Here is a 21762-nt window from a genome sequence, read left to right on the forward strand (position 1 = left end):
TTGATCAATAGTCGTAATTATTTATTTGTATTATAGCATGGCTTTATCTAAGTTTATAATGATTGGGTACTGAGTAGAAGAAAAAATTTGATCACCGCTTGTCCTTTGTTTGGCGGGAAAGCGTCAGTCTGGATTTTCTGCCTGAGGTGCTTACAATAAACAAGAACAAGCCGAAAATGACAATGGTCCCCCCAAGCCATTGTGTCCAGGTAATCTGTTCCCCCAATACAAGATAAGCTAAAATGGAAGCTCCTACCGGTTCAAAAATGATGCTCATCGAAATGGTAGAAGTGCTGACCCATTTAATCGCCCAATTGAACAGTGTATGTCCAAAGAAGGTAGGAATGATTGCTAAAGCTAGAAAAATCAACCAATCATTTAATGGGTAGCCAGTAAACGACTGTTGGAGGAGAAGATTATAAATAATTAAGGTAAGGGAGCTGACTCCATATACTACAAACGTGTAGGCCATCAAGGAAAGTCTCTTGCGTACACTCTGGCCGAGCAAAAGATAGCCAGTAACCATTACAGCACCTGAAAGGGCAAGCATGTCCCCTAGCAGGGCCATGCCGCTGACTTGTAAATCACCCCACCCGATAATCACGCTACCTATGATTGCAATCACCATGCTAATTAAGGCACCCGCAGAAAACCTTTCTTTAAAAAAGAAGTATGTTCCGAGGAAAGCAAATATCGGTTGGAGGGTTACAAGAACTACAGAACTGGCAACCGATGTATAATTTAATGATTCAAACCAGAGAATAAAGTGGAAGGCGAGAAAAATACCTGCTAGGGCAGAGAAACACCAATCTTTTTTGTCAATCTGTATTAATTCCTTTCGGTGTTTGACAAGCACGTAAGGAGCCATTAACAAAACAGCAAGCAATAATCGGTAATTAGCTATGATCGAAGCGGGAGCACTATCAGACAGCTTTACGAAGATAGCTGCGGTAGATACGGAGACGACTCCTACAGCAATGGCGATGTATGGTTGAACCGGTGTTTTATTCATGAAGCTTCTCCTTATAGTAAATGTTTTTTTACATTCTAACACTCATTTATTTGAAAATCATTTTTAATACAGGTAGAATTACATCATAGAGTGTGGTAAGATTTATTAATCCATTGAATGCTTGCTATAAGGTCTCTCCGTGCGCGAGCAGGGAAAGGCTTTTTCATTTGAAGCAGAAGCTATTTCAAAGAGCAAAGTGTAACAAGGACTGGGCAAAGTGCTTAGTTTTTAATCGCGTGGGATGAATGTGGAACTTGCATTGCAGAAGTCGATTCGACATTAACGTAAGTTTGTATATAATAAGAAGTTTCTAAGAGCTGTTTAGAAGCATGAGGATCGGCTCAGAAGACAAGTTCTCAAAACGTGCTGTACACGTGCAGAATATGAGAATTTTGTTAAAGGAGTAGGAAAAAAATAGTGACAACTTTTAAATCGTTAGACATATCTAACCCGATAATGAAGGCTTTAGAAAAAATGGGGTTTGAAGAGGCTACGCCAATTCAAGCTGAGACAATTCCGCTAGCTATGCAAGGAAATGATGTCATCGGACAAGCGCAGACAGGAACAGGTAAGACAGCTGCTTTTGGTATTCCGATGATTGAGAAAATCGAACAAGATCTTAAACGAATCCAAGGATTGGTAGTTGCGCCAACAAGAGAATTAGCTATTCAAGTAGGCGAAGAAATCAACAGGCTTGGCCGGTTTAAAGGGGTAAGAACGCTTCCTGTCTATGGCGGACAGCATATGGAACGCCAGATTCGGGCATTGCGGGAAGGTCCGCATATCGTGGTTGCGACTCCGGGCCGTTTGCTTGACCATATCCGCAGAAAGACCATTAATATCAGCAATGTCCATACAGCTGTATTGGATGAAGCAGATGAAATGCTTAACATGGGCTTTATTGAGGATATCCGTGATATTCTTAAGTCCATTCCTGAACAAAGGCAGACATTGTTGTTCTCTGCTACAATGCCGAAAGAAATCAGAGACATTGCAACTACACTGATGAAAAAACCGGAAGAAGTCCGAGTGAAGGCAAAAGAAATGACAGTAGAAAACATTGATCAATTTTTCGTGGAAGTACATGAAAAACAAAAGTTTGATACGTTAACTAATTTGCTTGATGTCCATGTACCGGATCTAGCCATTATTTTCGGAAGAACAAAAAAACGTGTCGATGAAGTAACAGAAGGGCTGCAAGCACGCGGATTCCGTGCAGAAGGTATCCATGGCGACCTTACCCAGGGCAAACGGATGTCTGTATTGAATAAATTTAAAGCTGGACGCATTGAAATCCTGGTAGCAACAGATGTTGCGGCAAGAGGACTGGATATTTCCGGTGTAACGCATGTTTATAACTTTGACGTTCCGCAGGATCCTGAAAGCTATGTCCACAGAATCGGCCGGACAGGGAGAGCAGGTAAGGGCGGAGAAGCGGTATCTTTCATTACACCAAGGGAAGTCCCGCATTTGCACCTGATTGAAAAGGTTACAAAAGGAAAGATCAAACGCCTGCAAGCACCTTCGATGGACGAAGCGTTGCGCGGCCAACAGCAAATCACCGTCGACAAGTTGAAGTCAACGATTGACAGCAAAGACTTGCAGTCATACCGTGAGACTGCTAACGAATTACTGGAGCAGCATGATTCAGTAACCGTAGTATCGGCAGCATTGAAAATGTTGACAAAAGAGCGGCGCAATGCTCCGGTTAACCTGACATCAATAGCACCCGTCAGCGTTAAGCAAGCTTATAAAGACAAGAATAAGAAAAAATATAGAAGCAATGACAATAAGCGGAACTTCTCGAGAAAAGGCAAGCCATCCGGCAAACCTTCCCGTAACCGCAAGTTCCAAAACAAACGGAATTCAAACACGGGAAACCGTGGCAGCCAAAACTATTAATAAAGTTTTCCAGCCCCCTCTAACAATGAAGGGGGCTTTTTTCTGTTTAAAAAACCATTCGTACAAGCGTAATGCATCTACCTTATCAGGAGGTTGGAGCGGCGTGGATTTAGCGAAAAGTGAAACCGTTACCTGAATGATTCCGTACGTATAGGGGAAGAGTATGATACTATTTTAGAAGAACGTTTGTTATCTAGAAAGGCTGGTGACTATAAATGCGGCAACCTCCCAAAAATTTTATCGCAAAGGACGCTGTCAAGGTGTGGAAGATTTCAGCTCTTATACCTATTACTGTATTTTGGCTGGTGCTTATCGGTTTAACCTTTATGGCGGGTCGGTTTTCTGTCCCTTTATGGACAGTCCTTATCGGTTGGGCAGTAATGGCAACCGCTACATATCTATCGGTATTTTTAATTCCTGCGATAAAGTGGAGAAGGTGGAGATATGAAGTATTTGAACAGGAAATAGATGTTCAGCATGGTATCTTTATCGTTCAGCGTACGCTAGTGCCGATGATCCGTGTCCAGCATGTGGACACAAAGCAGGGGCCGATATTGAAGCACTTCAAGCTGGCGACAGTAACGGTGTCGACGGCTGCAACCACTCATGAAATTCCTGCCTTGCTGGAGGAAGAAGCATCAGAATTGAGAGACCGGATATCACGGCTGGCCAGGGTGGATGAAGATGATGTCTGAACCGAGACGTATGCATCCGGCGACCACTATTTTTAATTTTATAAGGCTTATAAAGGACTTTATCATTCCATTGCTTATTGGTTCCTTTGCATTTGTCCGCAATATTAGCGCAAGCTCCTGGATTTGGATGTTAGCCGCAGCGCTAATAGTAGCAGGGATGATCGCTTTCAGTTTTTTATCCTGGTATCGATTTACGTATCGAGTGGAAGAAGAGGAATTAAGGATAGAATATGGACTGCTGATTAGGAAAAAGCGTTATATCTCGAAAAATAGAATCCAATCGATTGATTTGACTGCCGGCATCATTCACAGGCTTTTTGGCCTGGTAAGGGTTGAAGTACAGACGGCTGGCAGTGATAATGCAGCTGAAGCAGGCTTGAAAGCTGTAACAAGAAACGATGGTGAACAATTAAGAGATATCCTTAAAGGCTTAAAAGATACGACAGGGGAGCCGCAGGAAGGAATGAACCAGGTTCAGTCACCTGAACATCCAGATGTACCTGCCGAAAAAATCAAGTTCCCCCGTTTACTATTTGCTGCTACTACTTCTGGCGGTATTGGTGTATTTTTATCCTTATTCGCTTTAGTGGGGTCACAGTTTAATCAGATGGTGCCGGAGGGGTTTCTTAAGGGAATATATAATTGGGCAGTACATTTAAGTATAATGGTCATTATTGTTCTCGTTTTAATCATTTGTCTCGTATTATGGCTAATGGCGATTGCAGGTACGTTTCTCCGCTACAGCTATTTCACCATCTACAAGCGTGAGGACGAGATATTTATCACCCGTGGATTATTAGAGAAAAAACAGGTGACCATCCCGTTGAAAAGAATTCAAGGCATTCGTATTCAGGAAAATATATTCAGGCAGCCATTCGGCTATGCAGCAGTCTATGCGGAGGTTGCAGGCGGAGCGGCAGACAAGAATGATGATTTTTCGATTGCCTTATTCCCTTTATTAAAAACGAGTGAAATCCCAGGCTTTATTGGTCAATTTTTGCCTGACTTCCAGTATGAGCAAAATTGGCGGGGACTGCCGAGGCGATCTGCGCGCAGATTTATATTGCGGGCCGCTGCTCCTGTCCTGCTAGTTGCCATTCCTTTGATTTATTTCTTTCCAATGTACAGCTGGACCGCCCTTATAGTATTGGCTGCGGCAAGTGCTCTCGGTTTTCTCCGTTATAAAGATGCTGGTTTTGCGGTGCAAAGAAATCAATTATATTTTCGGAACCGGGGCTTGAGCAGGGAAACGATCGTAACGAAGAAAAACAGGATCCAGTCGATGTCTTCCTCTGAGCATTGGTTCCAATGGAGGAAATCTTTAAAAACAAGTTACTTCTCGATCGCTTCGCATAGTGGACTCGGAAAAAGGTTTCGGGTAAAGGATATGGAAGCGGCTGAAGCTGATGAGTTACATGGCTGGTATTCTTTCCAGGAAAAATAAAAAAGAAGAGTTACCTTGCAGGCGTTATGCCTTCGGGTAACTCTTTTTTTATTAGAAAAGCCTGCCGATAAGACCGAGGATCACCAATAGGCCGATAAAGATCCAAAGTAACGGAACAATGTATTTTTTCCAGGGGAGACGCCGTTTGTTCCAACGGTTTGGATCAAACGATATATTGCCATCGTTTGCCTTCCTGTTGCGCCATAGTGAAAATGGCTGAACATTTCGCAGGAAAATTGGTGCCAGTGCAAGCCCGGCGATAAATCCAAATAAATGCCCCAGAATATTAATTCCTGGACGGAGGAAGGTCATGATAATCCCGATAACAATAATGACTGTAATGATTTGTGCATTGCCCGGATCAATTAATCGTTTTCGGAAAAACACCATATACATATAAACGCCGAAAAGGCCGTAAATAGCCCCGGAGGCTCCAACGTGTACATAGTAAGCGGAAGGTTCGACAATGAAGGTGAAGAAGTTGCCGATGATGCCGGTTAAGAAATAAATTAGCAGAAACCTTACTTTCCCTGTCATTTGTTCCAGGGCTGGTCCGAACAATACTAAAGAAAATGAATTGAACAGAACGTGCATTACTCCGTTTGGATCATGTAGAAAAATCGGAGTAACCAGTCTCCAATATTCACCATTTTCGATAAATATATTTACACCTGCCCCCATTTGGAACAGAGCTCTTCCAGGTCCAAGAATGACTAATAGCCAAACAATTAGTTGGATAGCGACAAGGGTGCTCACTACAGGATAAAACCGGATAAAATCTTTAAAGCTTTCATTTCTGATAAACATATGACTTCCCCTTTTGCTAGTATTGTTCTTAATATGTATAATACTTTACATTTATAGATATTCACAAACATAGTGTATTTCTCCTGCTTACAGGAGGGTTAATATATTTTTCTTGTCCATGGAATGAAGAAATCCGGGAAAGGAAATAGAGAATGCGTTAACCTAAGGTTATACTGAATATAAATAGTTTACGTGAAGGTTGGGTTTCAATGATTTTGGGAATAGGAATAGATATCATAGAACTGGAACGGATGAAAAAAAGCATCGACGGTAATCGGCGTTTGGTGAAACGTGTACTAACAGAAAAGGAACAGGAAGTTTTTTTTCGGTTGAAATCAGATGCCAGACAGGTGGAATTCCTCGCAGGGAGGTTTGCTGCCAAAGAAGCATATGCAAAGGCTCTGGGCACCGGACTGGGAAAGTTAAGTTTTCAGGACATTGAAATTATTGCTGATGAAAAAGGAGCTCCGAAAATAAAGGTGGAGCAGTTGCCGCAGTATAAAGTATTTCTATCTATATCGCATAGTCAGGATTATGCCGTAGCACAAGTAGTGATAGAAGCTTGAACGGCAGTGTATCCTAACTGTCGGGCAGCTGTATAAAACTTCCTTGATTAAGATGTTTTCTAGAGCTTGTCAGGCTAGTCTGCATAATCGCATGGGTTGTCTCATAATATTTTAGTGCGGGTAGGAGGGAACATTGTGCATATTGTCACCGCAAAAGAAATGTACGAAGCTGATTGTTATGCCATCGAAAAAACAGGAATGGAAGGCAAGCTGCTCATGGAGAATGCCGGCAGAGCTGCAGCTGCGAAAGTGGAAGAACGGGCTGGAAAAGAAAAGAGAATCCTTGTGATGGCTGGGGGAGGAAGCAATGGCGGTGATGGGTTTGTCATTGCCCGGAATTTGCTGATCAATGGTTACAGGGTTTCTGTCCTGCAGCTGGTTCCAGACGAAAAAATCACAGGGGATGCAGCATACCATAAGTTGTTGTATGAAAACACTGAGGGGGCAATTGAACGGTGGGAGTCGCCTGGTAAGCTTGAAGCAGCATTGAAGGAAGTTGACATTGTAATTGATGCGATGCTTGGTATTGGTACCAAGCTTCCTTTGCGGGAACCGTTTAATCAGGCAGTTCAAATCCTTAATGGCACAGACGTCTTTACTATCTCGATAGACATTCCAAGCGGTGTTCCTGCGGATGAAGGCACAGCGGATGTAGAAGGGGTTATCGCTGATTACACGATTATCATCGAGCAGCCAAAACAAACGGCTTTTATTGTGTCAGCACTTCCTTTTTACGGCCAATGGGAAGTTGTGAAAATCGGCATTCCGCCTCAAGCATTTCAGCACGCTGCTATCCGGTTAACTTGGGGAAACACAGAAACGAAATCCAGCTTGCCAAACAGAAACAAATTTTCCCACAAGGGCAGCCATGGCAAAGGTTTGCTTATCGGAGGATCACTTGAGATGCCGGGCTCTATTGCATTGACGACTAGGGCCGCGTTACGGGCGGGAGCTGGATTGATTACCGCAGGTACATTACCCCAGAATATTCCAGTCATTTCCGCTCATTGCTCTGAAGCGACATATGTATCGCTGGCTGAAGCTGCCGGGAAAATTTCCAATCAGGAACTAAACACTTCTGGTTATGATGCAGTGGCTGTCGGCATGGGAATGGGCAGGGAAGAGACAACCGCCCAGTTTACCAGGAATTTGATTACCCGGGCAGAAGTGCCTGTTTTAATCGATGCAGACGGACTTCATCATGTGAAGCGTCATCTAGCCTTGCTGCAAAAACGCCGGTATCCCACAGTTTTAACTCCTCATCCGGGCGAAATGGCAATGCTGACAGGTTTCTCTGTCCAGGAAATCACGCAGCAGCCATTTTCAATAGCAAAGCAGTTTGCTATCAATTACAACGTTTACCTGGTATTGAAGGGTGCGATTACCATTGTTACTGATCCGGAGGGGAATCAATGGGTAAATACTTCAGGTAACGCTGGACTTGCCAAGGGAGGAAGCGGAGATGCGTTATCCGGCATATTACTGGCCATGATGATGCAAAACCAGACGATGCAGGCCGCATTATCAAATGGGTGTTATATCCATGGTATGTCCGCCGATCAGCAGATTGCCAAGGATCACTCCCAGCAGGACTTGTTAGCGCATGATGTGATTGATGGATTGGCTTCCGTATTTCGTGCATTTTCTTGATTTTTTGACTTGTGCGTTCCCTTTGTCCTTTGAAATGAGACAAAGGAGTTGTGACAATGAGAAAAAAATTCGGCTTAGGGGTCATTTTATTATTGGTCCTGGTCTTGGCTGCTTGTGGTGAAAAGTCGAAAGAGGATGTTGCAGATAAATTAGCGGGGAATTTAGAAAAAATGAACGGCTATAAAGTAGAAGCAAGCATGAGCCTGCAGACTGGAGAAGAAAGCCAAACGTATGACATTGAAGTTTCCCACAAGAAGAAGGATTTTTATCGGGTGCTTTTAAAGAATGAACAAGATGAAAAAGGCAGCCAGATCATTCTTAAGAACGAAGATGGAGTTTTTGTGCTGACACCGGCTTTGAATAAAAGTTTTAAGTTCCAAAGCGAATGGCCGAATAACAGCAGCCAGCCATATTTATACCAGTCATTAGTCAAAGATATAATCGAAGATAAAGAAGCGGATTTTAAGGCAACGGAAAATTATTATGTATTTGAAACAAAGACAAACTACCAAAATAATAATAACCTGCCTTACCAGCAAATCTATTTTGACAAAAAAGCCTATACACCTGTAATGGTCAAGGTACTCGATAAAGATAAAAACCCTTTGGTAGAGGTTCAATTCTCTTCCTTTGAACTAGATCCGGAATTTGCCTCCGACACCTTTGAAATCGAGAAAAACATGACTAGCGGAACGCTTGGTATCCCGGTAATGGCAGAGGAAGAAACCAACAGTGAATTAGAAGTCTTTTACCCGTTAGAGAGAGCGGGCGCTGAGTTGATTGAAAAGAAAGAAGTAGACACTGAGAACGGAAAACGGGTGATCTTAACCTTCGCAGGAGAGAAAAATTTCACACTGGTCCAAGAGAAAGCAGATGCATTCCCTGCAAGTGCTTTAGTTCCTGAGCAAGTCAACGGTGAGATGGTCAACCTGGGATTTACCATGGGAGCTTTAACAGAAGCGGCATTGGAATGGCATCATAACGGAAATTCTTATTATTTAGCCAGTGAAGACTTAACAAAAGCAGAGCTGATTGAGGTTGCAAGCTCTGTATCTGTAACAGGAGAAGAAGTCAAATAATGTTTTAGCAGGCAGGCTCCGCATTAGGGTCTGCTTTATTTTTTTTCGGCTTTATTTCGCATGCTTTCCGTGTCCGTTTCTGATAATATAGAAGAAAATATTGATTGGAGAGCTTATTTTGCCACAGAATTTTTACCGGGATTCATGGGTGGAAGTCAACTTAGACAACGTCGCATATAATATCCGTCAATTACGGCAACGCCTTTCAAATAAAACGAATATCTTTGCTGTAGTTAAAGCCAATGCCTATGGACACGGAGATGTGGAGGTTGCTGAAAAAGCATTACAATCAGGCGCCGACAGATTGGCGGTATCTTTACTTGATGAAGCAGTCAAGCTTAGAAATAACGGAATAAAAGCCCCGATTCTAGTTATGGGGAGAATACGGCCGGAGGATGCTCCCGTGGCAGCGGATTATGATATTTCTATCACCTTTTATCAAAGGGAGTGGCTAAGAACCGTAAAACAAGCCGGTTTGCCAGGTAAGCTTAAATTGCATATGAAATGGGATACCGGGATGGGCCGCATCGGTATCCGGCAGGTGGATGAGCTAGAAGAAATCTTGGGCGAATTAACGGACGATCGTTTGGTACTGGAAGGGTTATATACGCACTTTGCTACGGCTGACGAACAGGATTTGCGTTATTTTGAACAGCAGCAGGACAGGTTTGACAGGCTGCTTGCAGCGTTCAGGCAAAGGTGGGATAAGCCAGTGCTAATCCATACGGGAAACAGTGCTGCCAGTATGAGGTTTCCGGATAAAATGGCCCATTATGTAAGATATGGAATAAGTATGTATGGCCTGTATCCATCATCGCAAGTAAAAGAAGAAAAACCTATTCCGTTAAAACAGGCATTCTCCCTTCACAGCAAACTGATCCATATTAAAAAACTGCCAGCTGGCGAATCAATCAGTTATGGTTCGACTTATACAACCAGCGGGGAAGAGTGGATTGGAACTGTTCCACTCGGTTATGCAGATGGATTGATTAGAAAGCTGCAGGGAAAGGAAGTGCTTGTCGAGGGGAAGCGGTTTCCAATTGTCGGCCGGATATGTATGGACCAATTCATGGTACGGCTTGATGGGCATTATCCGGTTGGGACCCAGGTGACGATTATTGGCAGACAAGCTGCTGATAACATTACAATGGACGAAGTAGCCGACTATTTGGAGACGATCAACTATGAGGTTCCCTGTACGATAGGCCATCGCGTACCAAGGGTTTATAAGGAGAACGGAGAGGTCAAAAAAGTCAGCAACCCATTGCTGCAGACCGAAGGTTACCCCCCAAATCACCGGAAGGATTCTAATGATAACCGTAGTGATGCATGAGAATCGATGCTTATGTAAATAGATAACTATTATAACCGTTAACTTGTGGAAATTATTTTTTATAAAAAGTTCCCGAATGCCTTTGCAATGCAGTTTATACAATGATATGATTAGAATGGATTAAAAAAGACTGGGCTTGTAGATATGGTGGAGGTGTATGGTTGTGTCAGAGAGCTTACAAGAGATAATTGTGAGACTACCAAAAAACCTACTTAGCGAGGTGGATGGTTTAATGGAAACTGAGAATAGTGATCTGAGCGACTTTATTTGTCAGGCAACAAAATCGTATTTGCGTGAAAAGAAAAAACGTCATATCCGTGAATCTATGCAAAGAGGCTATATGGAAATGGCCAAAATCAACCTCAACATCGCTTCAGAGGCTTTTCAAGCTGAAGAGGAGGCCGAAAACACCCTAGAGCGCTTAGTGAGTGGGGTGTAAGGGGTTGATTGTAAAAAGAGGCGAAGTTTATTTCGCCGATCTTTCCCCTGTAGTGGGTTCTGAGCAGGGGGGCGTTCGTCCAGTATTGGTTTTGCAAAATGATATAGGTAACCGTTTTAGCCCTACGGTTATCGTTGCAGCCATTACCGCGCAGATACAAAAGGCAAAACTGCCAACGCACGTTGAAATTGATGCAAAAAAGTATGGATTTGAACGCGACTCTGTCATTCTGTTGGAACAGATTCGAACAATAGACAAACAGCGTCTTACGGATAAAATTACTCATCTGGATAAAAACATGATGGAAAATATCAATAAAGCTTTGGAAATAAGTCTAGGTTTGACTGATTTTTAAACAACAGAACAATTATATGTCAACAACGTGCCCAATGTCTTAAGAATGCAGACTTGGGCTTTTTTGTGCTTAAAGCATGCAGCACGTATGCAGAGGTAAATGCTGGATGGCGTCATTAAAAGCGCTGTATGGCTGGGAATAACAATTTCTATAACGGTGTCAAAATATATCAAATAGTTTGCGCGCCGGACCTAAACATGTGACAATAGGAATATCGATTATAGGGAGATTTGGCAGGGGGTAGTTGAATGGATAGAAAATTAAAGGAACTTGTAGTAGAAAACAGCGACACAATCGTGCACATGTGGCTGGAAGAAGTGTCGAAAAGCAGACAAACCGATTACACATCGACCATTTCCGACGAGTTGTTTGAGAGCACTAACAGGGAGTTTGTCAATGTGATTTTTGCTAGTGTCGAAAAACAAGGTATAACCACAGAATTAGACGACTTTTCCGAAAGATTGGTAAATCTCGGATGGCCATTAAGCTATTTGACTGATGGATTACAGGCCTTCCGCAGGGTAACAATTGATTTTATATTAAGTGAACTGGATCAGGTAGATTCGAACTACTTTTCCCAAGTGCTTCAAGCTGTTGATAAATGGGTAGATCCTATCATCAATCAATTGGTCAATGAGTACTCTGGGAGCTGGGAACACATTGTTTCTTTACAAAGAGTGGCATTGCAGGAACTATCTGCACCATTAATACCAGTGATGGAAAATATTACCGTGATGCCTTTGATCGGTACGATTGATACAGAGCGTGCCAAATTAATCATGGAAAATTTACTGGATGGGGTTATTAAGCATAATGCAGAAGTGGTCCTGATTGACATCACTGGGGTACCTGTAGTGGATACGATGGTGGCCCATCACATCATTCAGGCAGCAGAGGCTGTTCGTTTGATCGGTTCTACTTGTATATTGGTAGGGATTCGTCCGGAGATTGCCCAGACAATTGTTAATTTGGGCATTGACTTAGGAAAATTCCCGACCAAAAGTTCATTGAGAAAAGGGTTCCAGTCAGCACTGGAGTTGACCAACAGAAAGATAGTCAGTACGAAGAGCAATCACGACGACGATATTGAAAAACTAGTAGATTCTCTGGATAGGGAGTGAGCGGGCTCATGAGGATACCGATTTTAAAGCTACACAATTATTTATTGATTTCCATCCAAATAGACTTGGATGATCAAAGTGCTATACAATTTCAGGAAGATCTTTTAAGTAAAATTCATAAGAGCGGTGCAACAGGTGTAGTCATTGATTTAACTTCTGTTGATATTATTGATTCGTTTATTGCTAAAGTTCTTGGTGATGTAGTGACAATGTCAGATCTTATGGGGGCAAAAGTTGTATTGACTGGTATCCAGCCAGCAGTTGCCATGACGCTGATTGATTTAGGCATCCACCTTCAAGACGTACCGACCGCCTTAGATTTAGAACAGGGCTTGATTAAATTGCGTCAGGAATTGGAGGAGTGAACATGGAATTCCAATCCTGCGTTAATATTAATAAAGAGTGGGATATAGTTGGCGCTCGTCAAATCGGACGGGACTTCGCCAGAAAAATAGGGTTCGGAACAGTTGACCAGGCGCGAATTGCTACGGCTATATCTGAATTAGCACGTAATATTTATTTATATGCCGGCACTGGGAAGATCTGTTTTGAAACCATAGAAGAGATAGACCACAAAGGAATATGCATTATAGCAATAGATAATGGTCCCGGAATCGCGGAAATCAGCAAGGTAATGGAAGATGGGTATTCAACTTCCGGTGGTCTAGGCGCGGGGTTGCCTGGTGTGAAGCGGCTGATGGATGATTTTGATATAGTTTCCGAACAGGAAAAAGGGACAGAGATAAGAGCTGTAAAATGGGTTCGTTGAGGGGGGTAATACATGAGTACTTTGAACCTTGATTTAAGTAATTACCGTGATTTATTAAAGCAATATATACGTACACAGGATGAAACTGCGCTTTATCAGGCTGAACAGTTTAGTAAGCTGTCAATGCAGCAAAACATTTCCCCTGAAGAAATAATCAACGTTCATATCCAAGCATTACAGGATTTATATCCGGACTTGCCTGAAGGAATCGAATCCTCGATGAACTTCCTGCTGGAAGCGATGATTTCCTATGGCTTGGCCTACCAGGAATTTCAATCTTTACGCGAGAAACAATTAGCGTTGAAGTCGGAGATATCCGTGGCTGCGAATATGCAGCAAACCCTTCTTACCACTGTGAAACCGGAAGTGGAAGGTTTGGATATTGGAGCGATCAGCGTCCCTGCCAACCAAATGAATGGTGACTACCATCATTTTGTGCAAAACAATCAAAATACCTTGGGAATCGCTATAGCAGATGTGATAGGAAAAGGGATTCCTGCAGCATTAGCTATGTCGATGATTAAATATTCCATGGACAGCTTTCCGGAAAACAGAATGGATCCTTGTACCATCCTTGAGAGCCTGAACAGGGTTGTAGAGCGAAATGTCGATCCGAGTATGTTTATTACGATGTTTTACGGCTTGTACAAGCCTGAAACAAGTAAGTTTTATTACTCTTCGGCTGGACATGAGCCAGGGTTTTATTACAACGCGAGGGAAGATAAGTTTGAAGAAATTGAAGCTAGAGGAATTGTGTTAGGAGTTACCCGGGACACGGAATATCAACAGTATGAGAAAACGATCCATCCTGAAGACATGATTATCCTGCTGACAGACGGTGTGACAGAGTGCAGGCAGGGAGACCGCTTCATCGAATCGGAAGAAGTGCTTGATGTGATCAAGACGTATATGCATCTTCCTGCACAGCAACTGGTTGACCAGGTATATAAACATTTCGAACGTCTCCAGGATTTCCATTTAAGGGATGATTTTACTTTGATAATTTTACGTAAGCAAGTTTGATGGGGATCTGTTTAGGGTAATATCCTTTATTGAGTGAATATTATCTGAAGTAGGAGGATAACCATGAATTTAGATATTAATGTAGTAGACAAAGAGTCGGTAGCGGTTGTCGCACTGGCTGGTGAGATTGATGCATTTACCGCTCCTAAATTAAAAGAAGCATTGCTTCCTTTGACTAAACAAGCGGGCAACATAGTCGAGGTTAACCTGGAAAATGTCAGCTACATGGACAGCACGGGTCTTGGAGTTTTTGTTAGTGCGTTGAAATCAACAAAAGAGAATAACAGCGAGCTGAAGCTTGTACAATTACAAGATAGAGTATTACGTTTGTTTGAAATTACCGGTTTAACGGATATTATAAATATTGACTCTACAGTACGGGGTGGATCTTAATATGGAACCTTTTGACTTCATAGAAATTAAAGTTCCTGCTAAATCAGATTATGTAGGTGTAGTAAGGTTAAGTACTTCTGGTGTCGCGAATCGAATGGGGTTCAATTATGAAGATATTGAAGACTTGAAAGTAGCGATTTCGGAAGCTATGACGAATGCGGTAACGCATGCTTATGATGACGCTGAAGATGGAGAAGTGACAGTTGGTTTCGGTGTGTACACTGATCGATTGGAGGTTATGGTAGCAGACCATGGCGGAAGCTTTGACCTTGGTAAAGTAAAAGCAGATATAGGTCCTTATGAACAATCCGAACCTATTGAAAATTTGCGTGAAGGTGGTTTTGGCCTGTTTTTGATTGATGCTTTAATGGATAAAGTCGAGATAACCAGTGACCATGGAGTTATTGTGTTGATGACAAAGTTTCTCCAGGAAAATAAGGTGGGATTAGATGACGACCAAATCTCAACCACACAATAGACGTGAGGATGAGGTTTACCAATGGATAAAGCATCTGCAGGAAAATCCCACGGACGAAGAAATCCAGGAAAAAATTGTATTAGCCTACCAGGATCTTGTAGAGTCAATAGCTCGCAAGTATTCGAAGAATAGCTCAATACATGAGGATTTAGTTCAAGTCGGGATGCTTGGGTTGTTAGCAGCCATTCGCAGATATGACCCTGAATTTGGTAAATCCTTTGAATCATTTGCAATACCGACAATTATTGGTGAAATTAAACGGTTTATCCGTGATAAAACATGGAGTGTCCATGTACCCAGGAGAATTAAAGAGCTGGGGCCGAAAATAAAAAAAGCAATTGAAGAATTGACTTCAGACAATCAGGAATCACCTTCTGTTACCGAAATAGCCGCTTACTTGGAAGTCAGTGAAGAAGATGTGCTGGAAACCATGGAAATGGGGAAAAGTTACAAAGCTCTTTCCGTCGATCGTAAAATCGAAGCGGATTCCGATGGAAGTACAGTGTCGATTCTCGACTTGATCGGTAACCAGGATGATGGTTATGAAAATGTCGATCAACGTATGTTATTAGAGAAAATCCTGCCAATTTTAAGTGAAAGGGAGCAGGAAATTCTTAAGTACACCTACTTCGAGAATATGAGCCAGAAAGATACCGGTGAAATGCTCGGTATATCCCAGATGCATGTATCAAGACTGCAAAGACGGGCGTTAAGAAAACTAAGAGAAGCGTTACAATCGGAAGGCTCGGAGGTTTTCTAGTGGCTGAATTTGACAAAAACATGCGGGTTGCCGTTTATCAAGAAGCAAAAAAAGGGAATTATTACTGTGGTGATAGTTACTATTATCAAGAGACGGATAATGAATTTATTTGCGCCCTGGCTGACGGTCTAGGCAGTGGAGAACATGCTAAAGAGTCCTCGCAAGCTGTTATGGATGTAGTGGAAGAGAATATCCATGCAGATGTAGAACAACTGATCAAGATTTGCAATGAGCGTCTCGTAGGGAAGCGTGGAGTGGTTTTGGGAGTATTGAAAATAAACTTCCTAAATGATTCATACTCGTTCAGTTCGATTGGCAATATCGGCATCATGACGATTACGGACGACCAGGAGAAAAAGCGGAGTATCCCGAACTCCGGTTATTTAGGCGGATATCGGCGTCCATTCAAAGTGTTTGAAGGAAAAATGGATCCTGGTATGATCTTTATCATGTTCTCAGATGGAGTAAATGCAATGGACCTGTCTGCCAAATACTTTTTAGGGAAAGATGTGGATAGAATTACGGAAACATATTCCTCACTTGTAGGGGAAAATAAGAATGATGATACCACTTTAATCGCAATGAAGTATTCGCGTAATAAGCCATAACTAGCGAAGTGCAGACTCTTATCTTAGCGGATGGGAGTTTTTGTTTTATCGCTGGATAGCAGAATGTGTGCAACATCTACACGGGAAGGGATCGGCCTTAAAGCTGATCCCTTTCTTATTGCAGGAAGGGAGCTTCTACGACTGGCTTATCTATTTTTTTAGATTATGGCAGCCGCAATACTGCCTGTTCCAATGCGCTGTTGGAATGTTACTTGGGAAAGCATGGTTGGTTTGGTACAATTAAATAGTAGGAAGTAGTAAGGAGGAAGTTAATTTTGAGTGAAACAATTAACCGTGATCAATTAATTCGATGGGTTGCAGACGAGACGAAGGTCTCTTCCGCGCCGATTAAGCAAGTAATCTCCTTGCTGGAAGAGGGGAATACCGTTCCTTTCATAGCCAGGTACCGTAAAGAACAAACAGGCGGATTAGATGAAGTCCAGATCAAATCGATAGAGGACAAGTGGGCCTATGCGCAAAATCTGGCAGATCGAAAACAAGAAGTCATTCGGCTGATTGATGAACAAGGAAAGCTTACCCCGGAATTGAAGAGCGACATCGAAGAGGCCACTCAATTACAAAGGGTAGAAGACCTTTATCGGCCTTATAAACAAAAAAGAAGAACAAGGGCAACAGTAGCTAAGGAAAAAGGACTGGAGCCGCTTGCTCAATTGGTTTGGACCCATGAAATAAATAACCTCAGCCAAGAGGCTGGTTCCTATCTTTCTGAAGAATATGAACTGTTAACGGAAGAAGATGTGCTGGCAGGGGTCAATGATATTATTGCTGAGTGGATTGCAGATGAGCCTCATTACCGGCAATACATAAGGGATAAGACGTTTAAGGCAGGATCGATACGAGGTGATGCCAAGAATAAGGACAAGGATGAAAAAGGTGTCTTTGAAATGTATTACGATTATGAAGAACCTGTCAGGTCCATCGTCGCCCACCGAGTACTTGCTCTTAACCGAGGCGAAAAAGAGGATGTTATCAAAGTTTCCGTCCATCCGCCGATTGAACAAATCATTTCTTATTTAAACAAAAGGTTATCAAAGGACAAGGATAGCCAGGAATTAACAGCATTTTGGCAGCAGGCAATTGAAGACAGCTATAAGCGGCTCATCCAGCCGTCCATCGAGCGCGAGATCAGAAACAGCCTGTCGGAGACTGCGGAACAGCAGGCAATCGACATTTTTTCGACTAACTTAAAAAACCTGCTTCTTCAGCCTCCGTTAAAAGGTAGGGTGGTTCTTGGGATTGATCCGGCGTTTCGAACAGGCTGTAAGTTGGCAGTTATTGACGAAACAGGAAAAGTACACGCTGTAAATGTTATCTATCCGACTGCGCCTAAGAAAGATAAAAAAGGTGCGGAGCAAGTGTTGCTATCGTTAATGAACCAATACCCAATAGAGCTGATGGCAATCGGAAACGGGACAGCATCCAGAGAAACAGAGCAGTTTATCGCCGACTTTATCAGTGAACACCAGTTGAACATTGCTTATATGATTGTAAATGAGGCTGGTGCGAGTGTTTATTCTGCCTCTGCGCTGGCGAGGGAAGAGTTTCCTGAGCTGCAGGTAGAAGAAAGAAGTGCTGTCTCCATTGCCAGAAGAGTCCAGGATCCGCTAGCTGAACTCGTAAAAATCGATCCTAAATCGATAGGTGTTGGCCAGTATCAGCACGATGTCAGCCAGAAAAGCCTGAATGAGTCATTGACATTTGTAGTCGAAACCGCCGTAAACCAAGTAGGTGTAAATGTGAATACGGCATCCACCTCTTTGCTGCAATATGTATCAGGTTTAAGCAAGACGGTAGCTAATAATGTTATTAAACAGCGAAATGAGTCAGGTAAGTTTACCAATAGAAGTCAGTTAAAGAAGATTCCTCGCTTAGGAAACAAAACCTACGAGCAAAGCATTGGCTTTCTTCGAGTCATTGATGGAGATGAACCGCTTGATCGAACTTCGATTCATCCAGAGAGCTATCAGGCCGTTAAGGCGCTGTTAAAAAAGTTAGGCTTTACTACAAGCGATTTAGGTTCCGAGCAGTTACAACAAGAATTAAAGTCGATTGACTTGAAGGAAACGGCTGAAACGTTAGGCGTTGGTTTACCGACTCTTGAGGATATTATGAAGGCCTTGGCCAGTCCGGAAAGAGATCCGCGCGACGATTTACCACAACCACTGTTAAAACAAAACGTCATAGCCATGGAGGATTTAAAACCAGGCATGGAATTACAGGGGACGGTAAGAAATGTAGTCGATTTTGGCGTCTTCGTGGATATTGGCGTAAAGCAGGATGGATTGGTCCACATATCCAAGATGTCCAATCAATTTGTCAAACATCCAACAGATATTGCAGCTGTTGGTGATGTTGTGACAGTATGGATAGATAATGTCGATGTAGCAAAACAGCGAATTGCATTGACGATGGTTAAGGAATAAAAACAAAGGGTTGCACTCGCAACCCTTTCATTGTATCCTACTGTTTTACAGTAGCTGAATTTTTCTTCCTATAAAAGAACCAGCATTGATTCAGCACTTTAATTTGGTATAAGTCTTTGGAAAGGAAGGCTTCTGTCATTTGCTTTTTAAACCAATTAGGCATCTGAACTATCCCCCTAAACAAAAATCAAGTATGGAAAGCCGACAGAAATCAAGTTAATTTAAACTATGCAAACGATCAAAAAGGTGTGACAACAACATGGAAGTAATCGACCAAAACAGCCTTAAGAAACTTGTGAACGAATTATCATTAGAATATTTTCATAAACCTTTCACGGATGAAGTGCAGTTTAACAACAGGCTGCGGACAACAGGAGGAAGATATATACCCTCCAAGAGAACGATTGAGCTGAACCCTAAATTTCCCGGCGAGTTAGGTGAAGAAGAGTTTATAGGAATTATCAAACATGAGTTATGCCATTATCATTTGCATATAGAAGGTAAAGGATATAAACACCGTGATCCGGAATTTAGAGAACTGCTTAAGAAAACAGGGTCACCACGGTTCTGCCAAGCGTTACCTTCCATGAAGCAGAAACAACAGAAGCACCGGTATATATGTAAAGACTGCAGCCATGTGTATACAAGATCGAGAAGAGTAGATACAAAAAGGTATAGATGTGGTAAGTGCAGGGGAAAGTTAATAAAGCAGTGATATATCAGAGGATAACCTTGAAGGCTAAAAAAGAAAAGAAAACCATTGACGAATTATGTCTTCCGTGTTAAATTAAATAAGCCTTGAAAAAACAAAGTTTTCTCCGTTTTTTCTTTTTTGTTTTGTCTCCTCTTGAAAAGAAAAACTTCAAAAAGTGTTTGACAAACTAGTTAAAATAGTTTATTATACTTAACGTCGCTGTTGTTGTTTCTACAGCAAAGACGATATCATTATTCCAACGTAGCTCAGTGGTAGAGCAATCGGCTGTTAACCGATCGGTCGTAGGTTCGAATCCTACCGTTGGAGCCAGTGGAGAAGTACTCAAGTGGCTGAAGAGGCGCCCCTGCTAAGGGTGTAGGTCGCGCAAGCGGCGCGAGGGTTCAAATCCCTCCTTCTCCGCCATTTTATTATGGCCCGTTGGTCAAGTGGTTAAGACACCGCCCTTTCACGGCGGTAACACGGGTTCGAATCCCGTACGGGTCACTTTTAAATACAATAGCACGTCCGGTCCGGTAGTTCAGTTGGTTAGAATGCCTGCCTGTCACGCAGGAGGTCGCGGGTTCGAGTCCCGTCCGGACCGCCACTTTTTGGGCTATAGCCAAGCGGTAAGGCATCGGGTTTTGATCCCGTGATTCGCTGGTTCGAATCCAGCTAGCCCAGCCATTTTCTTCTTTAAATGGTGTGTGAGTGTTGAGGTTTTAGATAGAATAACTTTTTCTCATTTAATCAAGAGCCATTAGCTCAGTTGGTAGAGAAACCGTAAGCTTCATCGAATGAACTTCCTGAGAGGTTTTGCGAGGAGCGTAAGCAACGCCGAATTACCTATCAACGTGACGAGCACAGAAGAAACTGCTTCACTCATGTAATAGGATAAGCACTTAACTAGATAAAATAACTTTTTCTCATTTAATCAAGAGCCATTAGCTCAGTTGGTAGAGAAACGTAAGCCTCATCGAATGAACATCCTGAGAGGTTTTGCGAGGAGCGTAAGCAACGCCGAACTACCTATCAACGTGACGAGCACAGAAGAAACTGCTTCACTCATATATTTGGTTAAGCACTTAACTAGATGAAATAACTCTTTCTCATTTAATCATGAGCCATTAGCTCAGTTGGTAGAGCATCTGACTTTTAATCAGAGGGTCGGAGGTTCGAATCCTCCATGGCTCATCAAAGATGTAGTGGTAGGGATTCTCACCCACGGTTCCCCTTGCTTTACTTAGTAACGTAAAGAAGCAAGGACTAGCCTGCGGCGTCGGGATCCTCCATGGCTCATCAATAACATATTTGCGGGTGTGGCGGAATTGGCAGACGCGCTAGACTTAGGATCTAGTGTCTTCGACGTGGGGGTTCAAGTCCCTCCACCCGCATCATTCTTGTCTACTGCTGTGGCTCTGCACGGCATTTTATTTTTTTGCAATAAGCGGTCGTGGCGGAATGGCAGACGCGCTAGGTTGAGGGCCTAGTGGGGGCGACCCCGTGGAGGTTCAAGTCCTCTCGACCGCACCAAAAAAATATTGACATTCTTTTAGGAGTGTGTTACATTAAAAGATGTCGCTTTAATAAAGCGCCCGTAGCTCAATTGGATAGAGCGTTTGACTACGGATCAAGAGGTTAGGGGTTCGACTCCTCTCGGGCGCACCATATACGGGAAGTAGCTCAGCTTGGTAGAGCACTTGGTTTGGGACCAAGGGGTCGCAGGTTCAAATCCTGTCTTCCCGACCAGCAACACCTTTGTTAATAGAATGATAAATAAGATAATGAACAACGATTTGTGCCAAAGCATAAACTACCTTGAATAATCAAGAAGATACAGGCACAGTAACTAATAAAGAGCGTAAATCAATGAAATTCTTATTAAAATGCGGGTGTAGTTTAGTGGTAAAACCTCAGCCTTCCAAGCTGATGATGAGGGTTCGATTCCCTTCACCCGCTCCAAAAAAAAGGGGCCTGTAGCTCAGCTGGTTAGAGCGCACGCCTGATAAGCGTGAGGTCGGTGGTTCGAGTCCACTCAGGCCCACCATCCAATTTGGGGCCTTAGCTCAGCTGGGAGAGCGCCTGCCTTGCACGCAGGAGGTCAGCGGTTCGATCCCGCTAGGCTCCACCATTTTGATCTTTGAAAACTGAACAAAACAACCAGTATGTCAAGTAAGAAACAAGCTAGTTTTT

Annotated in this window: 22 protein-coding genes and 13 tRNA genes; 32 read left to right on the top strand and 3 right to left on the bottom strand. The window is 42.8% G+C overall.

Annotated elements, in window-relative coordinates; translation table 11 throughout:
- Positions 1 to 91: 91 nt before the first annotated feature.
- Complete coding sequence (locus tag BLR93_RS12800) at positions 92 to 1012, bottom strand: DMT family transporter (RefSeq protein ID WP_093215232.1); 921 nt, start codon at positions 1010 to 1012, stop codon at positions 92 to 94.
- 417 nt (positions 1013 to 1429) lie between these two features.
- Here BLR93_RS12800 and cshA point away from each other — a divergent pair, with 417 nt between their 5' ends.
- From cshA to BLR93_RS12815, 3 genes are all read left to right on the top strand, one after another.
- On the top strand, positions 1430 to 2914 hold the full coding sequence (gene cshA / locus BLR93_RS12805) for a degradosome RNA helicase CshA (protein WP_093215234.1): 1485 nt from the start codon (positions 1430 to 1432) through the stop codon (positions 2912 to 2914).
- Between the two features lie 260 nt (positions 2915 to 3174).
- Positions 3175 to 3609 carry a PH domain-containing protein gene (locus BLR93_RS12810; protein ID WP_425440947.1) on the top strand — a complete coding sequence of 145 codons (435 nt, stop codon included), beginning with the start codon at positions 3175 to 3177 and terminating at the stop codon, positions 3607 to 3609.
- Positions 3602 to 5053 carry a PH domain-containing protein gene (locus BLR93_RS12815; RefSeq protein WP_175559350.1) on the top strand — a complete coding sequence of 484 codons (1452 nt, stop codon included), beginning with the start codon at positions 3602 to 3604 and terminating at the stop codon, positions 5051 to 5053. Before BLR93_RS12810 ends, BLR93_RS12815 begins: the two co-directional genes overlap by 8 nt.
- 51 nt (positions 5054 to 5104) lie before the next feature.
- Here BLR93_RS12815 and BLR93_RS12820 read toward each other — a convergent pair whose 3' ends face one another.
- The gene (locus BLR93_RS12820; protein ID WP_093215242.1) at positions 5105 to 5860 is read right to left on the bottom strand and encodes a rhomboid family intramembrane serine protease; all 756 of its coding nucleotides are present in this window, start codon (positions 5858 to 5860) and stop codon (positions 5105 to 5107) included.
- 209 nt (positions 5861 to 6069) lie between these two features.
- On the opposite strand from BLR93_RS12820, the gene acpS reads away from it, so the two are divergent.
- The 15 genes from acpS to BLR93_RS12895 all read left to right on the top strand — a co-directional run bounded on the left by acpS (position 6070) and on the right by BLR93_RS12895 (position 18878).
- Complete coding sequence (gene acpS / locus BLR93_RS12825) at positions 6070 to 6426, top strand: holo-ACP synthase (RefSeq protein ID WP_093215244.1); 357 nt, start codon at positions 6070 to 6072, stop codon at positions 6424 to 6426.
- Positions 6427 to 6561: 135 nt separating this feature from the next.
- A complete protein-coding gene (locus tag BLR93_RS12830; protein ID WP_093215247.1) occupies positions 6562 to 8076 on the top strand; it encodes an NAD(P)H-hydrate dehydratase in 1515 nt (504 codons plus the stop codon).
- Positions 8077 to 8132: 56 nt separating this feature from the next.
- Positions 8133 to 9155, top strand: a complete 1023-nt coding sequence (locus BLR93_RS12835) for a LolA family protein (RefSeq protein ID WP_093215250.1) — start codon at positions 8133 to 8135, stop codon at positions 9153 to 9155.
- Between the two features lie 118 nt (positions 9156 to 9273).
- Positions 9274 to 10488: an alanine racemase gene (gene alr, locus BLR93_RS12840; RefSeq protein ID WP_093215253.1), complete on the top strand. Its 1215-nt coding sequence runs from the start codon at positions 9274 to 9276 to the stop codon at positions 10486 to 10488.
- Positions 10489 to 10645: 157 nt separating this feature from the next.
- Positions 10646 to 10927, top strand: coding sequence for a CopG family ribbon-helix-helix protein (locus tag BLR93_RS12845; protein ID WP_026571355.1), 282 nt, complete (start codon positions 10646 to 10648; stop codon positions 10925 to 10927).
- Positions 10928 to 10931: 4 nt separating this feature from the next.
- Complete coding sequence (locus tag BLR93_RS12850) at positions 10932 to 11282, top strand: type II toxin-antitoxin system PemK/MazF family toxin (protein ID WP_093215321.1); 351 nt, start codon at positions 10932 to 10934, stop codon at positions 11280 to 11282.
- 248 nt (positions 11283 to 11530) lie between these two features.
- Entirely contained in the window at positions 11531 to 12403 is an 873-nt protein-coding gene (locus tag BLR93_RS12855) for an RsbT co-antagonist protein RsbRA (protein ID WP_093215256.1), read from the top strand.
- A gap of 8 nt (positions 12404 to 12411) precedes the next feature.
- Positions 12412 to 12768 carry an STAS domain-containing protein gene (locus tag BLR93_RS12860; RefSeq protein ID WP_093215258.1) on the top strand — a complete coding sequence of 119 codons (357 nt, stop codon included), beginning with the start codon at positions 12412 to 12414 and terminating at the stop codon, positions 12766 to 12768.
- A gap of 2 nt (positions 12769 to 12770) precedes the next feature.
- The gene (locus tag BLR93_RS12865) at positions 12771 to 13172 is read left to right on the top strand and encodes an anti-sigma regulatory factor (protein ID WP_093215261.1); all 402 of its coding nucleotides are present in this window, start codon (positions 12771 to 12773) and stop codon (positions 13170 to 13172) included.
- Between the two features lie 12 nt (positions 13173 to 13184).
- The gene (locus tag BLR93_RS12870; RefSeq protein WP_093215263.1) at positions 13185 to 14195 is read left to right on the top strand and encodes a PP2C family protein-serine/threonine phosphatase; all 1011 of its coding nucleotides are present in this window, start codon (positions 13185 to 13187) and stop codon (positions 14193 to 14195) included.
- A gap of 63 nt (positions 14196 to 14258) precedes the next feature.
- Positions 14259 to 14588, top strand: coding sequence for an anti-sigma factor antagonist (locus BLR93_RS12875; RefSeq protein WP_093215266.1), 330 nt, complete (start codon positions 14259 to 14261; stop codon positions 14586 to 14588).
- A gap of 1 nt (position 14589) precedes the next feature.
- The gene (rsbW, locus tag BLR93_RS12880) at positions 14590 to 15066 is read left to right on the top strand and encodes an anti-sigma B factor RsbW (RefSeq protein WP_093215270.1); all 477 of its coding nucleotides are present in this window, start codon (positions 14590 to 14592) and stop codon (positions 15064 to 15066) included.
- Positions 15038 to 15826, top strand: coding sequence for an RNA polymerase sigma factor SigB (gene sigB, locus BLR93_RS12885; protein WP_093215276.1), 789 nt, complete (start codon positions 15038 to 15040; stop codon positions 15824 to 15826). Before rsbW ends, sigB begins: the two co-directional genes overlap by 29 nt.
- The gene (locus BLR93_RS12890) at positions 15826 to 16434 is read left to right on the top strand and encodes a SpoIIE family protein phosphatase (RefSeq protein WP_245690147.1); all 609 of its coding nucleotides are present in this window, start codon (positions 15826 to 15828) and stop codon (positions 16432 to 16434) included. The genes sigB and BLR93_RS12890 overlap by 1 nt, the downstream gene beginning before the upstream one ends.
- Before the next feature lie 275 nt (positions 16435 to 16709).
- A complete protein-coding gene (locus BLR93_RS12895) occupies positions 16710 to 18878 on the top strand; it encodes a Tex family protein (RefSeq protein WP_093215278.1) in 2169 nt (722 codons plus the stop codon).
- A gap of 37 nt (positions 18879 to 18915) precedes the next feature.
- Here BLR93_RS12895 and cmpA read toward each other — a convergent pair whose 3' ends face one another.
- Complete coding sequence (gene cmpA, locus BLR93_RS12900) at positions 18916 to 19041, bottom strand: cortex morphogenetic protein CmpA (RefSeq protein ID WP_093215281.1); 126 nt, start codon at positions 19039 to 19041, stop codon at positions 18916 to 18918.
- Positions 19042 to 19137: 96 nt separating this feature from the next.
- Between cmpA and BLR93_RS12905 the strand changes: the two genes are divergently transcribed.
- The 14 genes from BLR93_RS12905 (at position 19138) to BLR93_RS12970 (ending at position 21700) form a co-directional block, all read left to right on the top strand.
- Positions 19138 to 19593: a SprT family protein gene (locus BLR93_RS12905; RefSeq protein ID WP_093215283.1), complete on the top strand. Its 456-nt coding sequence runs from the start codon at positions 19138 to 19140 to the stop codon at positions 19591 to 19593.
- 234 nt (positions 19594 to 19827) lie between these two features.
- Positions 19828 to 19902: transfer RNA gene (locus BLR93_RS12910), tRNA-Asn, on the top strand.
- 2 nt (positions 19903 to 19904) lie between these two features.
- Positions 19905 to 19995: transfer RNA gene (locus BLR93_RS12915), tRNA-Ser, on the top strand.
- 9 nt (positions 19996 to 20004) lie between these two features.
- Positions 20005 to 20076: transfer RNA gene (locus BLR93_RS12920), tRNA-Glu, on the top strand.
- A gap of 23 nt (positions 20077 to 20099) precedes the next feature.
- Positions 20100 to 20176: transfer RNA gene (locus BLR93_RS12925), tRNA-Asp, on the top strand.
- Positions 20177 to 20181: 5 nt separating this feature from the next.
- Positions 20182 to 20256 (top strand) — tRNA-Gln (locus BLR93_RS12930).
- A gap of 434 nt (positions 20257 to 20690) precedes the next feature.
- Positions 20691 to 20763 (top strand) — tRNA-Lys (locus tag BLR93_RS12935).
- A gap of 119 nt (positions 20764 to 20882) precedes the next feature.
- Positions 20883 to 20963: transfer RNA gene (locus BLR93_RS12940), tRNA-Leu, on the top strand.
- A 53-nt stretch (positions 20964 to 21016) separates the two neighbouring features.
- A tRNA-Leu gene (locus BLR93_RS12945) sits at positions 21017 to 21102 on the top strand.
- A gap of 58 nt (positions 21103 to 21160) precedes the next feature.
- Positions 21161 to 21237, top strand: a tRNA-Arg gene (locus tag BLR93_RS12950).
- A 4-nt stretch (positions 21238 to 21241) separates the two neighbouring features.
- Positions 21242 to 21318: transfer RNA gene (locus BLR93_RS12955), tRNA-Pro, on the top strand.
- A 139-nt stretch (positions 21319 to 21457) separates the two neighbouring features.
- Positions 21458 to 21531, top strand: a tRNA-Gly gene (locus BLR93_RS12960).
- Positions 21532 to 21539: 8 nt separating this feature from the next.
- A tRNA-Ile gene (locus tag BLR93_RS12965) sits at positions 21540 to 21616 on the top strand.
- 8 nt (positions 21617 to 21624) lie between these two features.
- A tRNA-Ala gene (locus BLR93_RS12970) sits at positions 21625 to 21700 on the top strand.
- Positions 21701 to 21762 lie beyond the last annotated feature (62 nt).

The organism is Sediminibacillus albus (assembly GCF_900101125.1).
GTDB lineage: Bacteria > Bacillota > Bacilli > Bacillales > Amphibacillaceae > Sediminibacillus > Sediminibacillus albus.

What these genes read in the sequence shown, in the direction of transcription:
- sigB (WP_093215276.1), top strand. Translation starts at nt 15,038, where the DNA reads ATGACGACCAAATCTCAACCACACAATAGACGTGAGGATGAGGTTTAC.
- BLR93_RS12875 (WP_093215266.1), top strand. Translation starts at nt 14,259, where the DNA reads ATGAATTTAGATATTAATGTAGTAGACAAAGAGTCGGTAGCGGTTGTC.
- BLR93_RS12905 (WP_093215283.1), top strand. Translation starts at nt 19,138, where the DNA reads ATGGAAGTAATCGACCAAAACAGCCTTAAGAAACTTGTGAACGAATTA.
- BLR93_RS12860 (WP_093215258.1), top strand. Translation starts at nt 12,412, where the DNA reads ATGAGGATACCGATTTTAAAGCTACACAATTATTTATTGATTTCCATC.
- BLR93_RS12835 (WP_093215250.1), top strand. Translation starts at nt 8,133, where the DNA reads ATGAGAAAAAAATTCGGCTTAGGGGTCATTTTATTATTGGTCCTGGTC.
- acpS (WP_093215244.1), top strand. Translation starts at nt 6,070, where the DNA reads ATGATTTTGGGAATAGGAATAGATATCATAGAACTGGAACGGATGAAA.
- BLR93_RS12800 (WP_093215232.1), bottom strand. Translation starts at nt 1,012, where the DNA reads ATGAATAAAACACCGGTTCAACCATACATCGCCATTGCTGTAGGAGTC.
- cmpA (WP_093215281.1), bottom strand. Translation starts at nt 19,041, where the DNA reads ATGCCTAATTGGTTTAAAAAGCAAATGACAGAAGCCTTCCTTTCCAAA.
- BLR93_RS12820 (WP_093215242.1), bottom strand. Translation starts at nt 5,860, where the DNA reads ATGTTTATCAGAAATGAAAGCTTTAAAGATTTTATCCGGTTTTATCCT.
- BLR93_RS12845 (WP_026571355.1), top strand. Translation starts at nt 10,646, where the DNA reads ATGGTTGTGTCAGAGAGCTTACAAGAGATAATTGTGAGACTACCAAAA.
- BLR93_RS12815 (WP_175559350.1), top strand. Translation starts at nt 3,602, where the DNA reads ATGTCTGAACCGAGACGTATGCATCCGGCGACCACTATTTTTAATTTT.
- BLR93_RS12865 (WP_093215261.1), top strand. Translation starts at nt 12,771, where the DNA reads ATGGAATTCCAATCCTGCGTTAATATTAATAAAGAGTGGGATATAGTT.
- BLR93_RS12870 (WP_093215263.1), top strand. Translation starts at nt 13,185, where the DNA reads ATGAGTACTTTGAACCTTGATTTAAGTAATTACCGTGATTTATTAAAG.
- BLR93_RS12855 (WP_093215256.1), top strand. Translation starts at nt 11,531, where the DNA reads ATGGATAGAAAATTAAAGGAACTTGTAGTAGAAAACAGCGACACAATC.
- rsbW (WP_093215270.1), top strand. Translation starts at nt 14,590, where the DNA reads ATGGAACCTTTTGACTTCATAGAAATTAAAGTTCCTGCTAAATCAGAT.